Annotated in this window: 15 protein-coding genes; 8 read left to right on the top strand and 7 right to left on the bottom strand. The window is 69.8% G+C overall.

Annotation, left to right across the window (positions count from 1 at the left end; translation table 11 throughout):
• Positions 1 to 78: 78 nt before the first annotated feature.
• Complete coding sequence (locus OG507_RS26320; RefSeq protein WP_327369642.1) at positions 79 to 831, bottom strand: GntR family transcriptional regulator; 753 nt, start codon at positions 829 to 831, stop codon at positions 79 to 81.
• A gap of 258 nt (positions 832 to 1,089) precedes the next feature.
• On the opposite strand from OG507_RS26320, the gene OG507_RS26315 reads away from it, so the two are divergent.
• Positions 1,090 to 2,469, top strand: coding sequence for a glycoside hydrolase family 18 protein (locus tag OG507_RS26315; RefSeq protein ID WP_327369641.1), 1,380 nt, complete (start codon positions 1,090 to 1,092; stop codon positions 2,467 to 2,469).
• A gap of 76 nt (positions 2,470 to 2,545) precedes the next feature.
• On the opposite strand, the gene OG507_RS26310 is transcribed toward OG507_RS26315, so the two are convergent.
• The gene (locus OG507_RS26310) at positions 2,546 to 4,129 is read right to left on the bottom strand and encodes a S8 family peptidase (protein WP_327369640.1); all 1,584 of its coding nucleotides are present in this window, start codon (positions 4,127 to 4,129) and stop codon (positions 2,546 to 2,548) included.
• A gap of 253 nt (positions 4,130 to 4,382) precedes the next feature.
• On the opposite strand from OG507_RS26310, the gene OG507_RS26305 reads away from it, so the two are divergent.
• Together OG507_RS26305 and OG507_RS26300 are read left to right on the top strand one after the other, a co-directional pair.
• Positions 4,383 to 5,483, top strand: coding sequence for a threonine synthase (locus OG507_RS26305; RefSeq protein WP_327369639.1), 1,101 nt, complete (start codon positions 4,383 to 4,385; stop codon positions 5,481 to 5,483).
• Positions 5,484 to 5,597: 114 nt separating this feature from the next.
• Positions 5,598 to 8,222 carry a discoidin domain-containing protein gene (locus tag OG507_RS26300; protein ID WP_327369638.1) on the top strand — a complete coding sequence of 875 codons (2,625 nt, stop codon included), beginning with the start codon at positions 5,598 to 5,600 and terminating at the stop codon, positions 8,220 to 8,222.
• Here OG507_RS26300 and OG507_RS26295 read toward each other — a convergent pair.
• Positions 8,161 to 9,096, bottom strand: coding sequence for a DMT family transporter (locus OG507_RS26295; RefSeq protein WP_327369637.1), 936 nt, complete (start codon positions 9,094 to 9,096; stop codon positions 8,161 to 8,163). The two genes, OG507_RS26300 and OG507_RS26295, sit on opposite strands and share 62 nt — an antisense overlap.
• A gap of 48 nt (positions 9,097 to 9,144) precedes the next feature.
• On the opposite strand from OG507_RS26295, the gene OG507_RS26290 reads away from it, so the two are divergent.
• Positions 9,145 to 9,726, top strand: coding sequence for a MarR family winged helix-turn-helix transcriptional regulator (locus OG507_RS26290; RefSeq protein WP_327369636.1), 582 nt, complete (start codon positions 9,145 to 9,147; stop codon positions 9,724 to 9,726).
• Here the strand turns inward: OG507_RS26290 and OG507_RS26285 are convergent.
• The 3 genes from OG507_RS26285 to OG507_RS26275 form a co-directional block, all read right to left on the bottom strand.
• Entirely contained in the window at positions 9,711 to 10,211 is a 501-nt protein-coding gene (locus tag OG507_RS26285; protein ID WP_327369635.1) for a levansucrase, read from the bottom strand. The genes OG507_RS26290 and OG507_RS26285 overlap by 16 nt on opposite strands.
• Positions 10,212 to 10,239: 28 nt before the next feature.
• Positions 10,240 to 11,547, bottom strand: coding sequence for an IPT/TIG domain-containing protein (locus tag OG507_RS26280; RefSeq protein ID WP_327369634.1), 1,308 nt, complete (start codon positions 11,545 to 11,547; stop codon positions 10,240 to 10,242).
• Between the two features lie 264 nt (positions 11,548 to 11,811).
• Entirely contained in the window at positions 11,812 to 12,558 is a 747-nt protein-coding gene (locus OG507_RS26275; RefSeq protein WP_327369633.1) for an IPT/TIG domain-containing protein, read from the bottom strand.
• Between the two features lie 853 nt (positions 12,559 to 13,411).
• Here OG507_RS26275 and OG507_RS26270 point away from each other — a divergent pair.
• The 4 genes from OG507_RS26270 to OG507_RS26255 all read left to right on the top strand — a co-directional run bounded on the left by OG507_RS26270 (position 13,412) and on the right by OG507_RS26255 (position 20,551).
• Positions 13,412 to 14,146, top strand: coding sequence for a carbonic anhydrase (locus tag OG507_RS26270; RefSeq protein WP_327369632.1), 735 nt, complete (start codon positions 13,412 to 13,414; stop codon positions 14,144 to 14,146).
• Positions 14,147 to 14,421: 275 nt separating this feature from the next.
• Positions 14,422 to 15,777 carry a hypothetical protein gene (locus OG507_RS26265; RefSeq protein ID WP_327369631.1) on the top strand — a complete coding sequence of 452 codons (1,356 nt, stop codon included), beginning with the start codon at positions 14,422 to 14,424 and terminating at the stop codon, positions 15,775 to 15,777.
• Positions 15,774 to 16,388 (top strand): SMI1/KNR4 family protein, encoded by a 615-nt coding sequence (locus OG507_RS26260; protein ID WP_327369630.1) that lies wholly within the window; start codon positions 15,774 to 15,776, stop codon positions 16,386 to 16,388. Before OG507_RS26265 ends, OG507_RS26260 begins: the two co-directional genes overlap by 4 nt.
• A gap of 449 nt (positions 16,389 to 16,837) precedes the next feature.
• Positions 16,838 to 20,551 (top strand): S8 family serine peptidase, encoded by a 3,714-nt coding sequence (locus OG507_RS26255; RefSeq protein WP_327369629.1) that lies wholly within the window; start codon positions 16,838 to 16,840, stop codon positions 20,549 to 20,551.
• Positions 20,552 to 21,223: 672 nt separating this feature from the next.
• Here OG507_RS26255 and OG507_RS26250 read toward each other — a convergent pair.
• Positions 21,224 to 22,663, bottom strand: a complete 1,440-nt coding sequence (locus tag OG507_RS26250) for an ATP-binding protein (RefSeq protein WP_327369628.1) — start codon at positions 22,661 to 22,663, stop codon at positions 21,224 to 21,226.
• Between the last annotated feature and the right edge of the window lie 56 nt (positions 22,664 to 22,719).

Raw genomic sequence — 22,719 nt, 5'->3', positions numbered from 1 at the left:
TTAAGGGACCAGACGGGGCGTTAACTTGTCGTCACCGGCGCCGGACAGCGCCCTCCGAGTATCGGTCATCCGACAGAATCACCTCACGGGAAGGTGGTAGGCGACCCGGAACCGATCGGCCGGCACCACCACGTCCGCCGTCTCGACCGGGCGCCCCGAGGCGTAATACGTACGCTCGATCACCATCACCACATGCCCCGGCACCCCGCCGAGCGCCAGGAGCTCCTCCGCCAGCCCCGGCCGCGCGCCGACCTGCTCGGCCACGTTGTCCACGACGACATCGATCGCGGCCATCCGCTCGACCACCCCACAGCCGCCCAACGGGCCCTCCTCCGGCAGCATCACCGGCGTACGCCCCGTCACGGAGAGGGGCTCCCACGAGGTGGAGAGCATCATCGGCTCCCCGGCCTCCCGGAAGACGTATCTCGTACGCATCACCCGGTCACCCGGCTCGACGCCCAGACGCTCGGCGATCTCGACGCTCGCACCCTCCTGCTCACTGCGGGACTCCCAGGTCCCGCGCACTCCCTCAGCCGTCTGCTCCTGGCGGAACGGACTGGCCCCGGCACCCGCCCGGTAGCCGGAGCGGGCGATCCGGCGCGGGACCGGGCGCTCGCGCACATACGTACCGGAACCGGAGCGCCCCTCGACCAGGCCCTCGGCCATCAGCACCTTGCGCGCCTCCAGTGCGACGGTGTCCGAGACTCCGTACTCCTCGCGGATACGGGCCTGCGAGGGCAGGCGCGTATGCGGCGGCAGCGAACCGTTGACGATCTTCTCTCTCAGATCGCTCGCAACACGCAGATAGGCGGGCTGCTCACCGAAAGCCACAGGCCACTCCCAACAGGTTGACGGTCTGCAACAGACTGGCAACCGTCGGTTGTGGATCGCAAGCACAGGCCAGAGTTTCACCCGAAGTGATGATTCGTCAGGGCCACACGCATATCCCGCCGCCGGTCACCGGAGAGCTCCGCCCCTTCTCGCCCGGGTTCCCCCCAACCTCTTGACCCCTTTTGGTCCAGACCAATAGTTTCCTCTCCGCAGAGCACGACTCATGTACCTCTCAGCACACGCACAGGAACGGGCCTCATGCGTCGAAGAACCCTGTCCTCCCTGGCCGTTGCCGCCTGCGCAGTCACACTGGCGGCCGGCCTCACCCCCGCCGCCTCCGCCTCGTCCGATCACGGCAAGGGCCACGGCGACACCGGTCACCACGGCTCCTCCCCCGCGTACAAGCGCGTCGGCTACTTCACCCAATGGGGCGTGTACGGACGCGACTTCCAGGTCAAGGACCTGGACACGAGCGGCACCGCGGCCAAGCTCTCCCACATCAACTACGCGTTCGGCAACGTCAGCGCCGACGGCAAGTGCTTCACGGGCAATGTGCCCGGCGAGGCCGACGCCTGGGCCGACTACGTCCGCCCGCTGGACGCGGCGGGATCGGTGGACGGCGTCGCCGACACCGACGACCAGGCCCTGGCGGGCAACTTCAACCAGCTGCGCGAGCTCAAGGCCAAGCACCCCGGCCTCAAGGTCCTGATCTCCCTGGGCGGCTGGAGCTGGTCCACCCACTTCTCGGACGCGGCCCGCACCGCCGCCTCCCGCAAGGCGTTCGTCTCCTCCTGCATCGACCTGTACATCAAGGGCAACCTGCCGGTGGACGGCACGCGCGGCGGCCAGGGCGCCGCGGCCGGTCTCTTCGACGGCGTGGACATCGACTGGGAGTGGCCCGGCTCCGCCGGTGACACGGACACGGTCTTCCGCCCCGAGGACAAGCGGAACTTCACCGCGCTGGTCCACGAGTTCCGTACCCAGCTCGACGCCTACGCGAAGAGCAACGCGAAGGCCCGGAAGGGCCACGGCGCGAAGCCCAAGCACTACGAGCTCTCCGCGTTCGTCCCCACCGCCCCCGCCAAGATCGACGCGGGCTTCGATGTGCGCCGCATCATGCGGGACTTCGACTTCGTGAACCTCCAGGGCTACGACTTCCATGTCTCCGGCGAGGCGACCACGGCCCAGCAGTCCGCGCTGTACGCGAAGGGCGACTTCAGCGTCGACCAGACCGTCCACGACTGGATCGAGCGCGGCGCGCCCGCCCGCAAACTGGTGATGGGCATGCCGTTCTACGGTCAGGGCTGGACCGGCGTCACGGGCGGCGGCGACGGCCTCGGCCAGCCGGCCGCGGCGCCCGCGCCCGCCACCTGGGCGGCGGGCTACGAGGACTACAAGGCCCTGAAGAAGCTGGCCGACTCGGGCACGTACAAGGTCCACCGGAACGTCGGGGACGGCAGCGCCTGGCTGTTCGACGGCACCACCCTGTGGACGTACGACGACCCGCAGGTACTGCGCACCAAGACCTCGTACATCCGGAGGAACGGTCTCGGCGGCGCGATGTTCTGGTCGCTGGACGGGGACACGGACGACGGCGAGCTGATGACCACGGTCGACCGGGGCCTCGGCCGGCGCTAGCACGGAGCACGGCACAAGGTGTGTGGGGCGGCCGCGGATGCGGTCGCCCCACACACACTCAATCCGTCATCGGAACTCAGAACTGCAGCGCCCAGGAGTTGATCCTCCCGGTGTCCGCCGCGGCGTTGTCACTGACCCGCAGCTTCCAGGTGCCGTTGGCCACCTCCGACGAGGCGTTCACCGAGTAGGTGGTGACCACGTTGTCGCTGCTGCCGCCTGACCCGTACGCCTTCAGGTTGTAGACGGAACCGTCGGGCGCGACGAGGTCGATCTTCAGGTCACCGATGTAGGTGTGCGTGATGTCGACGGGCACGCTCAGCGCGGCCGGCGCGTTGCCGCTGACACCGGTGACGGTGACGGGCGACTCGACCGTGGAGTTGTCGCTGATGGTGTAGCTCGTCGTGTTCTCGAACCGCGGGCCCGGCGGTGTGACGGTGCCGGAGCCGACGTTCAGCAGCCGGTTCGGGGAGCCCGTGCCCGGGTTCGTCACCACTCCGGTGCTGGCCGCGGCGACGAGTCCGGCGGAGACCTGCGCCGGGGTCTCGTTCGGGTGGTCGGCCAGGTAGAGGGCCGCGGCACCGGCGACGTGCGGGGACGCCATCGACGTACCGGAGATGGTGTTGGTGGCGCTGTCGCTGGTGTTCCAGGTCGAGGTGATCGAGGAGCCCGGGGCGAAGATGTCCAGCACGGTGCCGTAGTTGGAGAAGCTGGAGCGGGCGTCGGTGTTGGTCGTGGAGCCGACGGTGATGGCCTCGGTGACGCGTGCCGGGGACTTCGTGGAGGCGTTGGTCGACTCGTTGCCCGCGGCCACCGCGTAGGTGACTCCGGAGGCGATCGACCTCCGTACGGCGGCGTCGAGCACGGAGTCCGCCCCACCGCCCAGGCTCATGTTGGCGACGGCCGGCTTCACGGCGTTCGCCGTCACCCAGTCGATGCCCGCGACGACCCCGTCGGTGGTGCCGGAACCGCCGTTGTCGAGGACGCGGACGGCGACGATCTTCGCTTTCTTGGCGACGCCGTGAGCCGTACCCGCGACCGTGCCCGCCACATGGGTGCCGTGGCCGTTGCCGTCCTGCGCGGTGTTGTCGTTGTCGACCGCGTCGTAGCCGTACGAGGCCCGGCCGCCGAAGTCGCTGTGGGTGATCCGCACACCGGTGTCGATGATGTACGCGGTGACACCCTGGCCCGCCGTGTCCGGGTAGGTGTAACTCTGGTTCAGCGGAAGGCTCTTCTGATCGATCCGGTCCAGTCCCCACGAGGGCGGCGAGGGCTGGGTACTGGAGATCGTGAAGGTCCGGTTCTGCACGACGGACTCGACGGCGGGGTCGGCGGCGAACTTCTTCGCCTGCGCCTCGGAGAGCTGGACCGCGTAGCCGTTGAGTGCGGCGCGGTACGTCCTCTTGATCTTGGCGCCGTACTCCTTGGCGAGGGCCCTGCCCTGCGCGGAGCCGGCGTCGGCCGCCGCTTCGTCGAGCGTGACGATGTAGCTGTTGCTGATGGCGCCCGGGGCACCCGCGTTCTCGATCCGGCCTTCCGTCGCCGTGCCGGCCGCGGTGGCGGGGAACGCCGCCGCGGTGGAGAGCACGAGGGCGGCACCGGCTATGACACCGGCCGCGGCAAATCTTCGACGCGCGTGGGGGGTATGACGCATCACTGACATGTGAGGGGTCCTCCTCGATTGCGGTGCGCTGGTGGGGGGTTCCACGGGAAGTGCAGGTGGGGCAGGCCGAACCGGGCGGAGCCGAGTGGACTCGTAGATCATGGGCATGTCAATCGATCGCTTCGGATTCCGCGCTGCCCACGGCCCGGCCGACAGCGAAAGATTGACCGATCCTTGGGGATCGCACAAGGGTGCGTTGAGGCATGCCATACCTCTGCCATCCGGCCGCCACGCGCCTGACATGCTGACGGGCATGGCCATGTATCTCTGCCCGCAGGACGGCACCCGCGCCGAGACCAGCTCCCTCACCTGGTGCTGCCCGGTCTGCCGCGGCCCCTGGGACCTCGATTTCGAGATCGCCGGGCCGCTCGCGCTCGATTCCCTGACCGGACGCGTCAATTCACTGTGGCGTTACGAGGAGGCGCTGCCCCTCGCCGGGCCCATGACCACCCTCGGCGAGGGCCGCACCCCGCTCGTCCCGCTCACCGGCACGGTCTCGGCCAAGCTCGACTTCCTGATGCCGACGCTCTCCTTCAAGGACCGCGGCGCCGTGATGCTCGCCGAACTGGCCCGCCGGCTCTCGCCCGAGCGCGTCGTCGCGGACAGCAGCGGCAACGCGGGCACGGCCGTCGCCGCGTACTGCGCGCGGGCCGGGCTGCCCTGCACTGTGTACGTCCCCGAGGGCACGTCCCCGAAGAAGACCGAGCAGATCCGGGCCCACGGCGCCCGCCTGGAGATCGTCCCCGGCGACCGCGAGGCCACCGCGCTGGCCGCCCGCACCGCCGCCGACACCCCCGGCACCTTCTACGCCTCGCACATCTTCAACCCGTACTTCCTGCACGGCACGAAGACGTACGTGTACGAGATGTGGGAGGACCTCGGCGGCCGTCTCCCGGACGCCATCGCCGTACCGGTCGGCAACGGCACCCTCCTCCTCGGCGCGGCCCTGGCCACCGCCGAACTCCACGCCCAGGGGCTGATCGACGAGCGCCCGGCGCTGATCGCCGTACAGGCCGAGGCCGTGTCCCCGCTGGCCGCCGCATTTCGCGCGGAGGCGGACGGGCTGCTCGACGCCGCGCCCGGTTCCCGTACCGCCCCCACCCTCGCCGAGGGCATCGCCATCCCCCGCCCGCCGCGCGCCCGGGCCATCCTGGCGGCGGTACGGGAATCGGGCGGCACGTTCCTGACGGTGACCGAGGATCAGATCCGCGCGGCCCAGCTGGACCTGGCCGCCCGCGGGTTCTACGTGGAGACGACGGGCGTCGCCTGCTGGGCGGCGGTCGGCGACCGGACGGACCGTGACATCGTCGTCCCCCTGTGCGGCGCAGGCCTCAAAACGGGCCTCGCGGCCTGACGGGGCGGGTCTTCGACCACGCGCACCACGGACCTTCCTCCTCGGCCCCGCGGTTCACCCGCACGCCGCGCGGCGCGCGGCGCCGCCCGGCTCGCGCGTCCCTACCGTCGTACGGTGAGCCTCTCGCGCGTCTGTCTCCTCACGTCTCTCACGTCCCTCACATCCCTGCTCGCGGTCTCGGGCGCGCTCATCGCGCCGCTGCCGCCCCTCTCGTACGCCGCCGCTCCCCTCCCGCCCTCGCCCACGGCCTGCGGCCGGGACACCGACCCCTCCTGGGCGCCGGTCTCCACCCGCTTCGGTGCGGCCGACGGTTACGACCCCTATGTCGGCAACGGGTATCTGGCCCACCGAGTGCCCGCCGCGGGCGCCGGATATGCCGCGTCGGGTGAGAAGACCGGCTGGCCGCTGTACACCCCGCGCTACGACGGCGCGTTCGTCTCCGGCCTGTTCGGGCGCGAGAAGGGCCTCGCCGCCGGCCGCGAGGTGATCGCCGCGCTGCCGAGCTGGACCACACTCGACGTACGCGTCGGCAAGGAGACCTACGGCTCCGACACGCCCCCGGGCCGGATCTCGCACTACCGCCGGACGCTGTTCCTGCGCTGCGGCCTGGTGCGTACGTCACTGCGCTGGACGACGGCCGACGGGCGCGCGACGGACCTGACGTACGAGGTGCTCGCCGACCGCGCCGACGTGCACACCGGCGCCGTGCGGCTGCGCATGACACCGCACTGGAGCGGTACGGCGACCGTCACCGGCCGCCTGGACGCGCGGGGCGCACGCCGGATCACGCTGAAGGGCGACGGAACGTTCCGCACGCAGGGCACCGACACGGCGGGCGCGATCGTCCAGACGATGCGCACCGGCAACGGCGGATCGGCTTCGACGCACAGCACGGCCCGGGTGCACAACGGCCGCACGTACACCTTCGAGAAGTACGTCGGGGTGGACACCGCGCTCACCTCGTCCGCCCCGCGCACCACCGCCCGCGACGCGTCCCGGCGTGCGGCCCGGCGCGGCTGGTCCGGTGTGCTCGCCGCCAACGCCGCCGCCTGGCGACGGGTCTGGGCGGCGGACATCTCCGTACCGGACAGTCCCGAGCTGCAGAAGTGGCTGCGGTCGGCGCAGTACGGACTGCTCGCCCCCACCCGGACCGGCTCCCGCGACAGCATCGCCCCGACCGGCCTGACCAGCGACAACTACGCGGGCCTGGTGTTCTGGGACGCCGAGACCTGGATGTACCCGGCGCTGCTCGCCACCCGCCCCGAGCCGGCCCGCTCGGTCGTCGAGTACCGCTACCGCACGCGCGCAGCCGCCCGTACCAATGCCCAGAAGCTGGGATTCCGGGGCCTGTTCTACCCGTGGACGAGCGCCAGCAAGGGCGACCTCTGGTCCGAGTGCCAGAGCTGGAACCCCCCGCACTGCCTCACCCAGAACCACCTCCAGGGCGATGTCGCGCTCGCCGTCTGGCAGTACTACCTGGCGACCGGGGACCGCGCCTGGCTGGCCGGGCGCGGGTGGCCGCTGCTCCGGGGGATCGCCGACTTCTGGGTCTCGCGGGCCACCGCGAACGCCGACGGCAGCTATTCGGTGAAGGACGTCGCGGGCCCCGACGAGTACAGCAACGGTGTCACCGACGGGGTCTTCACCAACGCGGTGGCCGCCACGGCCCTGCGCAACGCCACCCGCGCGGCACAGTTGCTCGGCCACCGGGCACCGGACGCGTGGACGCGGGTCGCGAACGGTCTGCGCATCCCGTACGACCCGAAGCGGAAGCTCTTCCTCCAGTACGCGGGCTACAACGGCTCGACGATCAAACAGGCCGATGCGGTCCTGCTGATCTATCCGCTCGAATGGCCGATGGAGCCCGGCGCCCGGGCGGCCACGCTCGACTACTACGCCGCGCGCACCGATCCGGACGGCCCGGCGATGACGGACTCGGTCCATGCGATCGCCGCGGCCGCGATCGGTGAGCCCGGCTGCGCGACGTACACCTATCTCCAGCGCTCCGTGCGCCCGTTCATGCGCGGCCCGTACGCCCTCTTCAGCGAGGCCCGGGGCGCGAAGGCGGGCGCACAGGACCCGTTGTCGGGCTCCCCCGCCCAGGACTTCCTCACCGGGAAGGGCGGCTTCCTCCAGGTCTTCACGCACGGTCTGACGGGCCTTCGGCTGCGGGAGGACGGGGTGCGGCTGGATCCGTTGCTGCCGCCGCAGCTGGGCAGGGGCGTCACGCTGACGGGCCTGCACTACCGGGGCCGCACGTACGACGTCGCGATCGGCCCGCTGACGACGACGGTCCGGCTGGCCTCCGGCGCCCCCTTCACCATCCACACCCCCACCGGCCCCCGCCTCCTCGCGGGCACGCTCGCCCTGCCCACCCGCCGTCCCGACCTCGCCCGGACGACGAACGCGGCCCGCTGCCGCCCGGCGGGGGCGAACTCCGAGACCCCCGGCCTGTACGCGGCCGCGGCGGTGGACGGCAGCCGGGCCACGTCCTGGTCTCCGGACGGCGCGACGGGCGCACTGACGGTGGACCTGGGGCGCGCGGCCCCGGTGACATCGATCGCCCCGGAGTGGGAGGACGTGCCCCCTGCCTCGTACAGCCTGGAGACATCGGTGAACGGCACGGACTGGCGTCCGTACGGATCAGGGGTGACGGCCCGTCAGATGCGGCTGACGGTCACTTCGGAGAACGCGGAGAAGCCGGTGGGCGTACGGGAGTTGAGGGTGACGCAGCCCTGAGCCCACTCACCGGCCCGACCGCCCGCCTCCCGCCCGCCGGCCGTCCGAGGAGAATTCCGCCCAGCACCAGGGCCAGCCCGCAGAGCTGCCTGAGGGTGAGCGACTCACCGGCGATCACCGTGCCGAGCAGTACGCCCGCCACCGGGTTGAGCAGTCCGACCAGGCCGACCGTGGCGGCGGGCAGATGGCGCAGGCCCGCGAACCAGGCGCCGAAGGCGAGCGCGGTCGCCACGACGGTGACGTAACCGAATCCGAGAGCGGCCGGCCCGTCGAGCGCGGGCGGCGCGCCCTCCACGAAAACGGCGAAGGGCAGCAACAGCAATCCTCCCGCGATCAGTTGCCAGGCGGTCGAGGCGAGCACATCGACGTCCTTGCCCCACCGCTTGGCCAGGACATAGCCGAGGGACGACATGAGCATCGCGGCGACGGAGGCGAGCACTCCGCGCGTGTCGGCCGATGCCGTACCGCTGAGCAGCATGAGCGACACCCCGCCGAGCCCGACGGCGGCACCGGCCAGCGGCAGCAGGCGCGGGCGCTCGGCGAGCAGCGCCCAGGCGATCAGCATCATCACCAGTGGCGAGGTCGCCATGACCGTCGACGCGGTGCTGGTCGGGAGCAGTTGGGCGGCTACGTAGACCAGGGCGAAGAACCCGCCCATGTTGAGGGCCCCGAGGACCGGGGACTTCCACCACCAGGAGCCGCGCGGCCGTTCCCGTCGCACGGCCAGGAGCAGCAGCCCGGCCGGCAGGGCCCTGATCGCGGCCCCGTACAGGGGGTGACCGGCGGGCAGGTAGGCGTGGGTGACGAAGTAGTTCGTGCCCCAGGCGACGGGTGCGATCGCCGTGATCAGGACCCATCGCAAAGTAGCTTCCATGGAAGTCAATATACCTTCCGAGGAAGCTAAAGCGGCTACAGTGAATCCATGGAGCCGAAATCCGCCCCGCGCACCCCGCACACCTCCTCGCCCCCTGACCACATCGCCCGCATCCAGTCCGAGTGGGCCGGGGAACGACCGGACCTCGATGTGAGCCCCCAGGGAGTGATCGGCAGACTCCACCGCCTGGCCGGCCTGCTCACGGAGGAACTCTGCGTGGTCTACCGGCGGTTCGGCCTGGGCGAGGGCGAGTTCGATGTGCTGGCGGCGCTGCGCCGCGCGGGAGAGCCGTACGAACGGGCCCCGGGGGAGCTGGCGGTGCACACCATGGTCACCACGGGGGCGATGACCAAGCGGATCGACCGTCTGGAACGGGACGGGCTCGTCACCCGCCGCCGCTCGGCGGGCGACGGCCGGGGCCGGGTGGTCGCACTCACCCACGCGGGACGGGACCTGATCGACCAGGCTTTCACCGAACACATGCGCAATGAACGCCGCCTCCTGAACACCCTGTCGCGGGAGGAGGCGGCACAGCTCGAGATACTCCTGACCGCCTGGCTGGGCCGCATGGAGCCCCCGCAAGAAGCACCCGGGAAACCCCGGAACCCGGCCGCTCAGCCCAACGGCTGAAAGTACCTGTCCCCCTTCTCGATCAGATGCGAGGCATACGCCCGCCCCAGCGCGGGCTTCCCCCGGTACATGCCCACATGGGCCTGCGCACTGTCGACGACGACCGGCCGCGCGAAGCAGGCGGACTGATTGCGTTGCTTCTCCTGCGCCCACGCCATCGCGTCCGGATGGACCCAGCCACCGACCAGAACGGGAAAGGCCGCGACGCCGGTCTGCATCCCCACAGGCAGCCCGCCCTTGTTCTTCTTGGCGTACGCGAGCACCTGCGTCGTAAACGTGTCGATGACCGGCACGGTGACCTCGGGCACGGCGGCGGCCACGGTGAACAGATGCAGATTGGTGGCCGCCCACCGCATCCGGAAATCGGCCCGCCGCCCGACGAGCACGGGAACCCCGCTCCAGTCCTCCCAACGCGGTGCACAGCCGTCGGCCGTCAGCCGGCTCTCGACGGCCGCCAGGTAGTCACGTACCGACTCATCGCTCATGGCCGCGATTGTCCATGAGCCGGACTGCTCAGATGCCGGGCGGGCCGATTCGGGTGTAAGGAATGCCGATAGTGGTGCCACCGGGGGTGGCCACCCTGACGGTGACCACGCCCGGCGCACCGGTCGGTGCCGTGACTGTCAGCTGGGTGTCGGAGACCACGGTGAAGGCGGCCGGCACGCTCCCGAACAGCACTGTGGTGGTGTACGTCAGTCCGACGCCGTTGACCGTCAACGTGTTCCCGCCCGCCGACGGCCCCTGGTTGGGCACCAGACTGGCGACGGTCGGGGCACCCAGATAGAGGTAGGCCACACTGGTGCTCGTGCCACCGGGTGTGATGACGGTGACCGGGACGGTGCCGGCGACACCGGCCGGCACCACCACTCTGATCTCCGTGGCCGAGAGAATGTTGTAGGTGGACGCCGCCGTCACGCCGAAGCGGACCGCCGTGACTTGGAGGAGATTCACACCGGTCAGCGTCACGGCGTTGTTACCGCCCACCGGCCCGGATCCGGCGACGACACCGGTCAGAAGCGGCGCGCCGATGTAGTAGTAGGGGACGGCCTGGCCGCTGGTACCCCCGGGCGCGGTGACCGTGACGGCAACCGGACCCGGGCCGGCGGTGGGAACATCCGCGGTGAGTTGAGTGGCCGAGACGAAGGTGAACGAAGTCGCCTCGTTCACGCCGAAGCGAACGGAAGTCGTTCCGGTGAAGCCGGTCCCGGACAGGGTGACGCTGTTCCCGCCCGCGACCGGCCCCTGGGCCGGAGTCACACTGCCCAGAACCGGAGCGGCGACGTACGTATAGGGGACCCCGGCACTGGTGCCGCCCGAGGTGGCGATCGTGACATTCACGGTGCCGGCGGGCGCGGCGGGGGCGATCGCCACGGCCTGCGTGTTGGAGAGGGCGATGAACGCGGCGGCCACGGTACCGAAGTGAACCGAGGTGGCGCCGGTGAAGTCGGTTCCGGTCAGCGCGACCGTGTTCCCGCCTTCGACCGACCCCTGGTTGGGAGCGATGGAAATGATCGCGGGCGCGGCGAGAAGGTAGGTGAAACCGATGCCGTTGCTCGTTCCGTCGGGCGTGGTCACCACGATCTGGCCGGTGCCCGCACCGGCCGGGGCGACCGCGGTGATCTCGGTGTCGGACACCACGGTGAACGAAGCGGAGGGAGTACCACCGAAGGTGACCGCGGTCGCGTCGGGGAATCCGGTGCCGGTCAGTGTGACAGCCGTTCCGGCGGCCCCCGAGAGAGAGGTGCTCGTGGTGATTACGGGGGCCGCCGCAGCCGTCGACGATTGCGTAGCGTGGGGCATCGAGCTGTCGGAGCTCTCCACAGCCGTTCTCCTGTCGGGGCGTTGTGATCGGGACGTTGTGGACGGGATGCGAAGGTCAAAATGCGAGAATCGGAATGGGGGCATCGGGACGCCGCCCGGACCTCCTGGCCGGGCGGCGACGAGCGAGTGATGCCGAGCGGGTTCCGCGCCCGGTCGGGCGCGAAATGTCCCGGACCGGGGCGGACACCGTCCGTCCGGAGGCGGTACCGGCGCCGGGCGTTGTGGCGCGTCGGCGGCCGGTACCGCAGCCGTGGCGGATCGGGATCAGATGCCGGGGCCTGTCGCGTAGGTGAAGGCGCCGACGTCCGTGGCCGTGCCCGCGGGGTTGGTGAGGCCGACGTCGACCGCACCGACGGCGCCGGGCGGGGTGACGGCGGACACCGTCGTCGCGTTGATGACCGCGAACGGTGCCGGCACGTCGTCGAACGTGACCTGGCTCGTCGAGGTCAGGTTGGTACCCGTGATGGTCACCGCCGTTCCACCGGTCGTCGGTCCGGAGGCCGGAGTGAGCCCGGTGATGGTCGGGGCGTCGATGTACGTGTACGACAGACCGTTGTTGGTGCCTCCGGCAGTCGTCACACTGACGCTCACCGGCCCGGCTGCCGCCCCCGCGGGCACGACGACACTGACCTGGCTGTCCGACAGGATCGTCGGCACGACGCTGTTGGCCCCGAAGGACACTCCCGTCGCGGTGGACAGGCCGGTGCCGCTGATGACGACGGTGTTGCCGCCCGCGGTGGCGCCCGAGTCCACGCTCAGACCGGACTTGAACGGGGCGCCGACGTAGAAGAACGGCAGCGGGTTGCTGGTTCCACCCGGGGTGACCACCGTGACGCCGGCCGTGCCGGAGCCGGACGGCGAGACAGCGGTGACCTGGGTGGGCGACACGTTGGTGACGGCGGTGGCCGGCTTGGTGCCGAACAGCACAGCAGTGGTGCCCGTGAGGTTGGTGCCCGTGATGGTGACGGCGGTACCGCCACCGGTGGAGCCCTGGTTCGGACTGATTGGCATGATCGTCCTCCGTGTGTTTGAACTGAACTCTCGAATACGGGAGTTGACTCCGAGCCGGGTCCGTACCATGACCCATGGCATGACGTGGACCGCCGGGCCGCTGCCCGGCCCGACTGTCCTCGCCCACCTCCTGCTCGACCGCTTCCGTGGGTACGCCGCTGGACGCACTCACGGAAGCGTCCGAGGGGTGCCTTCTGGGGGAAGGCACCGTCAGCGGCCGACACCGCGCAGGGTGCTCGGAACTGTGATGGGCCATGGAGCGGGCCGCCGGCCCCGGACGCCGTGGCGGCTGCGCTCATGACCTGGATGACGAGGTACTCGGTGTGCGCGAATGGCTCGCGCACCGCTCCCATACAGAGGCCGAGGGCTGCCGCATCAGCCCTGCCGTTGCTCGGCAGGGCGACTGGTCGGATCCAAGTCCTCTTCGGGGGCGCCCATCGCGGTCGTTCGGAGCAATCGATGCCGAGGTCCGTCATGCGTGGACGGCCGGCGAACAGAACGGTGCCGCGCTCCCCCGGAGAGGGATGGGCGGCCCACCGGTTCGGTTACTCAAGTCACCCATACGAATGGAATATGACACAAGCATCCTGACAGTCAGTCACCTGAAAGGGCGAGCGCACGGGGGCGGCCCGATCAGCACGCCGGGGCAGCCGAATCCGCCGCCTCTCCCGCCACGCGCCCCCCAGAAACCAGCACGCGCCCAACGGTTCTGTGGGCCGTCGGTGGCGAAGCGGTCCGCGCCCGCTTGCGCCTGCCGTCGGGCTCCCGCACCACGCTGAACAATCGCCCTGGCCAAGACGTACGGCCGCATCTCAGCGGACTGAATTGCGGACTGAACTGAGGGGAACCACCCATGGACAGAGCGGGACATCCGGATCGTAGAACTCTGCTCGCCGGCGGACTCGTGGTCGCCTCGGTCGCACTGGCGGGGTGCTCATCGACGAGCGCGACCCCGGTGACGAGCGGCACTTCACCGGAACCACGGCCGGCCACGCCCACCGAGGCATTCGCGAGGCTGATGGACGGCAACAAGCGCTGGGTGAGCGGAGACCTTCGGCACCCCGACCGGGATCCGGACCGGCGCGAGTTCGTAGCCCAGAAGCAGGAGCCTTTCGGGGCGATCCTCTCGTGCATCGACTCCCGGGTGCCGCCGGAACTCCTCTTCGACACCGGGCTGGGTGACCTCTACGTGATGCGCACGGGCGGTGAGGCGGTCGGTCCGGTGGTCACGGGGTCCGTGGAGTACGGGCCCATGACGAGTGACACTCCGCTCGTCGTGGTCCTCGGGCATCAGCGCTGCGGCGCCGTCGAGGCGGCGTACAAGTCCGTCCGTGACGACAAACCGCTCCCGGGCAACCTGGAGGCGATCGCCAAGGCCCTGCGTCCGGCGTACGAGCAAGCGGCCCGCGAAGGCGGCGCCGACCCGGTCGAGGCCATGGCCCGCGCCCAGGTCGAGCTGACCGCGGCCGACCTCCGCTCCAACCAGGATCTGGCCCCGCTCGTGAAGAAGGGCACCCTCGCCGTGGTCGGCGCCTACTACTCCCTCGACACCGGAAAGGTGGAAATCCTGGCCGGCGCCCCTTCCTGACCACTGGCGCACCGGCCTCCGGGGGGCGCTTACGCATCGCCCCACTCCGAGTGGTCGGGCCCGAGCCGTTGCAGGACTCGCTGTCCCCCGGATCGGCCGGGTTGTCGGGCGTGCCGGGCAAGGCCCTCGCGCCTCTTGCCGCGTACCTCTGGAGCAGCGCCCGAACGCCGCCGCCTGTGAGTCACGGTGCAGTCGGCCGGAATCCGCCGGAGGCAGCGACGCCGCTGTCCGGACCGGCAGGCCGGATTGTCAGTGGCGGCCGCTTCCATGGGGTCATGAGCACTGTGCACGAGGCCGCCGCCCTCCTCCCCGACCCTGCCGAACTCCGCGTCCATCTGCGCGCATTGGCTGTCCTGGACGTCACGATCGGCGACGATCCGCGGTTCTGCTGTTACACCTTCGACGCCGCCTGGGGCTCCGGCGAAGAGGCAGCATTGGGCGAAGAGGCAGCATTGATGGAGAACGGCTCGGGGGACGACTTCTCCGTCCTCTTCACCCCGTCCGGCGTGCTCATACGCGGCTTCGACCACGAGTCGGAGATGAGTCCGTACGCGACGGACGACGAGCAGGTCTGGCCCGGTGTCATCGACGAAGTGCCCACCGCGCTGCGCCCGCTCCTGGACGAACCCGCCTTCCGTGACGAGGGGATCGACGCCCCACGTGTCACCGCCTGTCTGTGGCGGGAGACCGGCGACATCGCCTGGCGCACCGGCTCGTCCATCACCTTCCCCTCCGGCAGCGAGGACCCGGACGGCTCAGGCTTCCTCTTCCCTCTCCTCACCGACCGCTCCCCCGAGGCCGTCCAGGCCCACTTCGAGGACTACTACGAGCGCCCCGTCCCCCTCGACGCCATTCGCCACGTCCTCGCCGGGCACCCCCTCGCCCCTGCGATCACCGCAGCCCTCAATCCGGCCGCCCTCTCGGACAACGCCCTGCTCCGCAGGATCGCCGCGCATCCCGAGGTGGCCTCCTACCTGGCCTGCGACGGCGAGTTCGACCTCGCCCGCACCGACCCGATCGCCCTGCCCAACGGCCTCCCGGTGGAGCCCGTCGCAGGCTGCAACGCGGGCGGCACCCACTACCTCTGCGGCCCGGCCGCCCCCGGCGGCCCCCGCCCCGTCCTCTACACCGACTCCGAGGGCCAGGCCTCCCTGATCGCCGAGTCCCTCGCCGAGGCCCTGACCCTCGTCATCGCCCTCCCGTCCTGGCACGACGCCCTGGCCGGCTTCCGTCCCCCGGCTCTCAACTCCGACTACATCGACGACCACCCGGACCACGCCACCGTCCGCGACCGCCTCCTCGCCGCCCTCCGGCTCCCCCCGGCCACCGAGCGGGAAGTCCTGGACCGCCTCCTCACCACCGCCGCCCGCACCGTCCCCGACGGCGTCCTCCCGCACGTTCCCGATGAGGAGGACTCCGTCTTCCAGCCGATGCTCAAACCGCTTGCCGACCAGGGGCGCCGGCGTCGGACTTCACGGTGGCGCCCCTCGCCACCTCGTGGACCGGAGCAGCCGCCAACTCGCCGCGCAGCAAAGCCGGCTCGGCGGCCGGGCGCCCGTCGGGGCGGACGGGTTCGACCACCAGGACAGACTGGCGATCACACGATCTGTCCAGCTCACGGAAAGCGGTGACTGACATAGCAGTACTGGAGACACTTCGGCAGCTGATGCCGCCCACGACCCAAAGCGACACGTCGGTCGACTGGGCACGGATGAGCGAGTCGTGGGGCAGGGAGTTCCCGTCGGATTTCCGGCACTTCATCGAGGCGTACGGAGCCGGGACGATCGAGGACTGCTTGAGCGTCCTCAAGCCCGAACCGAGAGGGGCCGAGCCTGGTCCCGGCGGCATGCTCATGGAGACGGCGAATGCCGAGAGTGCCTGGACCGGAGAACCGAAGTCGGCCGATCTGGTCGATACGGCCCCCGAGCTGATCGCATGGGGGCTGGACTCCAGCTCGGACCTCCTGTGCTGGGACGCCTCAGGTGACAATCCGGAGTCGTGGCCGGTCCTTGTTCGCAGCAGGGGCGACAATCTGTGGAGTCGTTACGACTGCGGGATGGTGGAGTTCCTCGTGCACGTGCTGCGGGCGGACTTCGCCGACTGCCCCTTGAGTGACCTGTCTCTTTGGGGCAAGCACCAAGCCGCCTTCCTGAACCAGCGTGAGTACCAGCGCCTGTTGAAGGCCGGTCTGGACCCGTGGACGGGCGAGCCGGACCCGTACGCCGGAATGTTCGGCGACTGACCGGCAGGCGCAGGGACTGTCTCCGCCTGACCCGTAGTCACATGAGTCACCACAACGGCTGAGCAGGGGTGATCCCCCGAGCTCCAACACAATGTCGTTCCACGGCACGTCCAGGTCAGCCGTCAGCCTGAGCATTTCGCGGACGAGAACCCCCCATGGACAGGTATCTGTGCCCGATCCGCCGACAGGGCAGGCAGCCGGGCCGGACATGGCGGCGCGTTACAGGCAGTTGACGATCTTGACATGTTCCATCCATATGTTAGTCATCAGATTCGCCGTTCGCCGACCCTGGAGGCAATGTGAAGCTCTCGCTCACCCGAAGATCCGCCGTGTTGATCGGTGCCGCCTTCGTCGCCACGCTGATCCCCCCTGTGCAGGCCCACGGCGCCGCCCCGCCGCTACCGCCTGCGACGACTGCGACGGACGGCCCACGCGGTGCACCTGTCACCGTGACGCTGATCACCGGCGACAAGGTGACGGTGACTCCGGGACCTGACGGATCAGTCCGCTCGGTGGATGCCATCAAGCGCCCGCCGGGCGCAACCGGTTCGGTACGCACCGCCATCGAGGACGGGGACACCTATGTGTACCCCGACGAGGCCATGGCCTACATCGCGACCGACCGGCTCGACAAGCAACTCTTCGACGTCACCGAGTTGATGGCCCAGGGCTACGACGACGCGCACAGCAGCGAACTACCGCTGATCGTCACCCACACGAAGGACTCAACCGCCCTCAGGTCCGGCGCCGCCAAGGGTTCGCCCGCCCAGCCGCCCGGCGTGGACCTGCCGGGAGCGAAGACCACCCTGAGCCTTCCGTCCGTCCACGGAGAGGCGGTCCGGGCCCAGCGGTCGAAATCCGCCGCCTTCTGGTCCGCCCTCACCGGCACCGAACAGCAGAAATCCCCGCCGCCGACGGCACGGAGCAGTGGAGCCGCGGATGCCGCGCCGTCCTTCATCGACGGTGTCGACAAGGTGTGGCTCGACAGCAAGGCGCAGGAGGCCCTCGCCGACAGCACCTCCCAGATCGGCGCTCCCGCGGCCTGGGCCGCGGGAGGCACGGGGACCGGGGTCCGGGTCGCGGTACTGGACACCGGGGTGGACCCCACCCATCCGGACCTGGTGAACCGCATTGTGGGGTCCCGGAACTTCGTCCGCGGCGAAGACGCCATCGACCGGGCCGGCCATGGAACCCACACCGCCTCCACCGTCGCCGGTACCGGCGCCGCCTCCGACGGCAAGGAGCGGGGAGTCGCCCCTGACGCCGATCTGCTGGTGGGCAAGGTTCTGGGCAACGACGGATCCGGGCCGATATCGGGGATCATCGCGGGCATGGAGTGGGCGGCACGGACCGAGCACGCCAAGGTGATCAACATGAGTCTGGGCACACCGGTCTGGCGCACCCAGGACGACCCGCTGAGCCAGGCGGTCAACCAGCTGAGCGCCGAGACCGGTGCGCTCTTCGTCATCGCCGCGGGCAACACCGGAAACGGCCCCTACAGCGTGACCGCGCCGGGCACCGCGGACGCCGCGCTCACCGTCGGGGCAGTGGACTCGTCCGACCACCTCGCCGATTTCTCCGCTGCCGGACCACGTACGAACGACGACGGCCTCAAGCCGGATCTGACCGCTCCCGGCGTGGACGTGCTGGCCGCACGCTCGCAGTACATGAACGACGGCGGCGAAGGCTACTACCGTTCGGACAGCGGTACCTCCATGGCGGCGCCCCACGTCGCCGGGGCAGCGGTCCTGCTGGCCCAGAAGCACCCCGAGTGGACCGGGCAGCGGATCAAGGACGCTCTGATGAGCACCAGCGTGCCGACTCCCGACTACAGCCCCTACCAGGCCGGCACCGGTCGGGTGAACGTGGCCGCCGCTTACCACCAGGACCAGGTCATCGCGACCGGATCGGTGGACGCGGGGCTCGTTGCCTGGTCGACCGACCAGCAGCGGAAGCAGATCACGCGGAAGATCACCTACACCAACGCAACGGACAGGGCCGTCACGCTGGATCTCTCGGCCGACCACGGCGACTCGCCCGCGGGGGTGTTCACGCCCGCCGCCGACAGCGTCACCGTGCCGGCGCACGGATCCTCGACGGTCGACATCGTGGTGGACCCGAACGGGCTGGCTCCGGGCCAGTACGCCGCCCAGGTCACCGCAGACTATGCGACCGGTGAGGTGCACACAGCCGTAGGGGTCTCCGTCGAATCCGAGAAGTACGACCTCACCATCCACCTGAAGGACCAAACCGGCCGCCCCATCAGCGGCGACGTCGAGATAACGGGCGCCGACGGAAAAACAACCGACAAATGGGTCCAGGACGGGACGCTCACCAGCCGCTGGGCCCCTGGTTCCTACACGGCCGTCGCCACGGTGGATGTGGAAGGTCTGCACGGACCCCACTCCCTCGGATTCGCGGTGCTGACCGTTCCCGAGTTCGATCTGACGACCGACCGGGACCTCGAACTCGACGCCTCGGGAATACGCCAGGTGAAGGTGGCGACTCCCAAGCCGACCACCGTTGTCAACAGCAGGATCGACGTCTACCGCTCTTTCACCTCCAGCGAGCCCACGCCCAACGACCAGCAGGCTCTGCACGAGATCTTCTGGCCCTCCGCCACCTACGACAGCCTGTGGGCCCTCCCGACCAAGGGCAAGGTCAAGAAGGGCAGCTTCGTCTTCACCACCCGGATCCGTGCCAAGCAGACTCCACTGAAGATCACCTACGGCGGACACAGCCTCGATGACACCCTGGTTGTGCAGCCCGGCTCCCCGCTGCTGCCGGACGGCACCTCACGCCTGGACGCCGTCTTCGCCGGTACCGGCTCCCAGGCCGACTACACCGGCCTGTCGGCCCGAGGCAAGGCCGTGGTCGTACGCGCCGACGCCACCGCGATTCCCACGGATCAGGCGGCCGCGGCTCACGCCGCCGGTGCGGCGATGCTCCTGGTGGTCAACGACGGCGACGGCCGGAGGAGCGACTGGTACGGCAACCCCGACGGCGGGACAACCGGACAGATCCCGGTCGCCTCGCTCACCCTGGACGAGGGAGAGGCGTTGATCAAGAAGATCAACGCCGCAGGAAAGAAGGCGGTACGGCTGGCAGTTGAGGCCCACCCCGCGCCGAAGTACCTGTACGACCTGGTCGACTACCACCACGGAGGGGTGCCCAAGGACCCCTCGGCCGCAACGGACCCCGGCAGCCTCGCCCGGATCGACCTCGACTTCGCCCCGCCCACTGGTGAGCAGATCACCGAGAGCCGGGAGGACAGTCCGGCGTACGAATACGGGCCGGCCGCCAACCCGCACGCTGTGTACGGGATGGTCCGGGTCGCACGGTTCCCGACGGAGCTGGTCACCCCGGGGCGGCGGACCGACTGGGTCTCCGCCGGAGCCGGCGTCAAGTGGCAGCAGTACGCAAGAATCGACAACTGGTCGTCCAACACCGACGTGCGGACCTACAAGCCGGGCAGCGTGCAGAAGGACCGATGGTTCGGCCCCATCACACGGCCACGCCTGACCAGCGCCGAGATCCCGTCCCGTGGCGAGTACGGCATGAGCCTCTTCATCACGGGACCCGCCGGCGACGGAGGATCCGCGCACAACGGCTATGCCGGCTCGATGTCGGGGACGTTCTCGCTCTATCAGGGTGACAAGCTACTGGCGCAACGCAGAAGCCAAGACGCGCCCTCACTCGACGTCTGGGACCTGGAACCGCAGAAACTGCCGTACCGGCTGGCCGTCGATACCAAGAGTGACGCCGGGTTCGGCCCCTACTCCACCACCACCCGCACCGAGTGGAGCTTTGCCTCCGGTGCCCCTGAGGAGGTACAGGCCACGTCCGTCCCGCTGGTCCAGCTGGATTACGAAACCGACCTGGACCCCGCGGGGCGGGCGAAGCGCAACTCGGACTTCTCCATCACACCCGAGGTTCCCCGCAGCAACTCGGCCCAGGACGCGGTCTCCTCGGTCAGGCTCGAGGTCTCCTACGATGACGGGGCCACCTGGCAGCGGCAGGACCTGAGGAAGAAGAAGGGCACCTGGCAGGCGTCCCTGAACGCGCCGCACCGGGCCGACTACGTATCCATCCGAGTCACCGCCAAGCAGCGCAACGGCGGCGGCATCACCCAGACCGTCACCCGGGCCTTCGGCCTGAAGTGACACCGCGAGGGGCCGGTGCCCCCGTGCGCATCCGCGCACCGGGCACCGGCCCCTCCGTGCGGTCCCGCCCGCCTCGGCTGTTCCTCGATCCGGACCAGCGGAATTCCCCACCAGGGGCGCCGGCGGACGGTGCGGCAACTGGACGAACACGAGCGCCTGCTGCGCGAACAGCTCGCCCTGACACGGCGCATCCGCCACGGCGCGCTGGACGGAGGCATCATCCCCACGCCGTGGCCATCATCACGGCCGGGACTGCCGCGGGCATCGCCCCGCCACGCCACGGCCTGCCGACGGATCGACACCCGGTGTGCCCCCTCCCGGGCAGGCCCACACTCCCCAGGAAGGGGGCCGCGGGCACGGGTCATGGCGACGAGGAACCGATTGCGCGCGAGTTGCGGGCGTCCTGTCTCCGCTTCCACGGGACCGGGTGTGCGGGAGGCAGACCTGGGTCCGTACCTCAGATCCTGGCCGTGACCAGAGCGCATGGAGGGCGCGTTCTGGTGCCGACGGTCCTCAAGATACGGGTGTTGAGGCAGTGGAGCCGATCCGGCCGAGGTAGACCTCGTCGCTGCGCTCATCTCGCAAGGTGCGAGTCGGAGCGCATTGCTGACGATGCTCCCGTGCGGGGCTCCGCCGGATCGTTCACGACGTGAGAGATCCCGGACTTCGCGGCTATCGGGGCTGCCACGCCCGTACGAGGTCCTCCGGCCCCCAGTGCGCGGTGAGCGGCAGATCATCGGTCACCCCACAGCGGGAGACCGCGACCAGTGGAGTATCCGAGGTGGTACCGGGGACGGCGAGCACGTCGCGCACCAAGGCGTCGTACTCATGACGGCCGAAGGGCTGGGTCTCCAGCCACTTGACCGACCCGACGAAGGACACCTGCCGGGCCACCGGCTCGCGGTCTGCACCGATGAGGTCGATCTCGGGGTTGTTCTGACGGTTCCACCAACCGCCGATCGCCTCGGTCTCGGGCCACTCATCATTGGGCATCAGACGCAGCAAGGACTCGCGGATCAGTGGCTCGACCGCTCGCCCGCGCCAACTGGTCCATGACCGCTCGATGCGTTCCAGCGCCAAGTCACCGCGGCCTCGCTCGATGAGTGGGATCGCGCGTGCCAGGAACGCCAGCCAGAACCGCAGATACGGGTCGGCGATCCGGTAGCGCTTGTTCTTGCTGTCCGGCTTGACCGACAGGGGGAGATCAGCGGCCAGGACTCGCTTGGCCTGCAGCATGGCCAGCAACGGGGAGAGCGTGCCGGACGGCAGAGCGCTGGCGCCGCCGGCCTGGGCTGCGATTGCGCTGAACGTGCGCTCACCACTGCCAACCGCTTCCAGCACGGCCCGTGAGTGCGAAGCCTCGGGGAATTCGCCCAGCAGGGACAGCTCGCCGGCCACCAGCAGGGGCGAGAGAGGATTGGCGACCGACGCCTGCAAGAAGGCTGTACGCCCCATTCCCGGCCGCCATGACTGCACGATCTCGGGGAATCCGCCAGTGATCAACTGGGCGTCGACAGCTTCGGCGGCGTCGAGCCCGGTCATGGCCTGTACGTCGGCCAGGTTCAGGGGGTGGACGGTCATTTTCGCTGCCCGGCCGAAGAACGGGCGTCCGTACGACTGCAGTGCCTCCATCACCGATGTATCGCTGCCAACCAGCAGCAGAAGCACGGGCTTGGAAGACAAATGACGGTCCCAGACAGTTTGGAGTGCGCCCTCGAATTCCTGATCCTGCTCGACGAGCCAGGGCACCTCGTCGATCACCGCGATGCTGGGCGAGTCATCGGGTACCGCGAGCGCCAGAGAGCGCAGGGCCTGGTTCCAGTCCTGCGCCTGGAGGCCGGCGACCAGCTCCGCCCCAGGCAGTAGCGACTGCGCGAGCGTCGCGGCAAAGTCGGCGCGCTCCGTCACAGGGTTGCGCCCACGGGTGGCCTGAAACACCACGTACGGCGCTCCCGAGCGGTCGCAGAACTCCTGGACCAGTCGCGACTTCCCTACTCGGCGCCGGCCCGTCATGATCACAGCCCGCCCCCGAGTGCCTCCAACCGCCTCTGCCACTGTCCGGTACTGCTCAGCCAGCAGCTCAAGATCTCCGGCCCGACCTTGAAACTCCACGACGTACCCCTGGACACAATTAACGTAGATAGATTCTTACGTAGATTGAATCTTAC

This window comes from Streptomyces sp. NBC_01217 (assembly GCF_035994185.1).
GTDB lineage: Bacteria > Actinomycetota > Actinomycetes > Streptomycetales > Streptomycetaceae > Streptomyces.
This window is presented reverse-complemented; position numbering and strand designations above follow the sequence as displayed.

Bases quoted from the DNA above. Each gene is read 5' to 3' on its own strand.
- OG507_RS26315 (WP_327369641.1), top strand. From the start codon at position 1,090: ATGCGTCGAAGAACCCTGTCCTCCCTGGCCGTTGCCGCCTGCGCAGTC.
- OG507_RS26310 (WP_327369640.1), bottom strand. From the start codon at position 4,129: ATGTCAGTGATGCGTCATACCCCCCACGCGCGTCGAAGATTTGCCGCG.
- OG507_RS26305 (WP_327369639.1), top strand. From the start codon at position 4,383: ATGGCCATGTATCTCTGCCCGCAGGACGGCACCCGCGCCGAGACCAGC.
- OG507_RS26295 (WP_327369637.1), bottom strand. From the start codon at position 9,096: ATGGAAGCTACTTTGCGATGGGTCCTGATCACGGCGATCGCACCCGTC.
- OG507_RS26290 (WP_327369636.1), top strand. From the start codon at position 9,145: ATGGAGCCGAAATCCGCCCCGCGCACCCCGCACACCTCCTCGCCCCCT.
- OG507_RS26285 (WP_327369635.1), bottom strand. From the start codon at position 10,211: ATGAGCGATGAGTCGGTACGTGACTACCTGGCGGCCGTCGAGAGCCGG.
- OG507_RS26275 (WP_327369633.1), bottom strand. From the start codon at position 12,558: ATGCCAATCAGTCCGAACCAGGGCTCCACCGGTGGCGGTACCGCCGTC.
- OG507_RS26270 (WP_327369632.1), top strand. From the start codon at position 13,412: ATGGACAGAGCGGGACATCCGGATCGTAGAACTCTGCTCGCCGGCGGA.
- OG507_RS26265 (WP_327369631.1), top strand. From the start codon at position 14,422: ATGAGCACTGTGCACGAGGCCGCCGCCCTCCTCCCCGACCCTGCCGAA.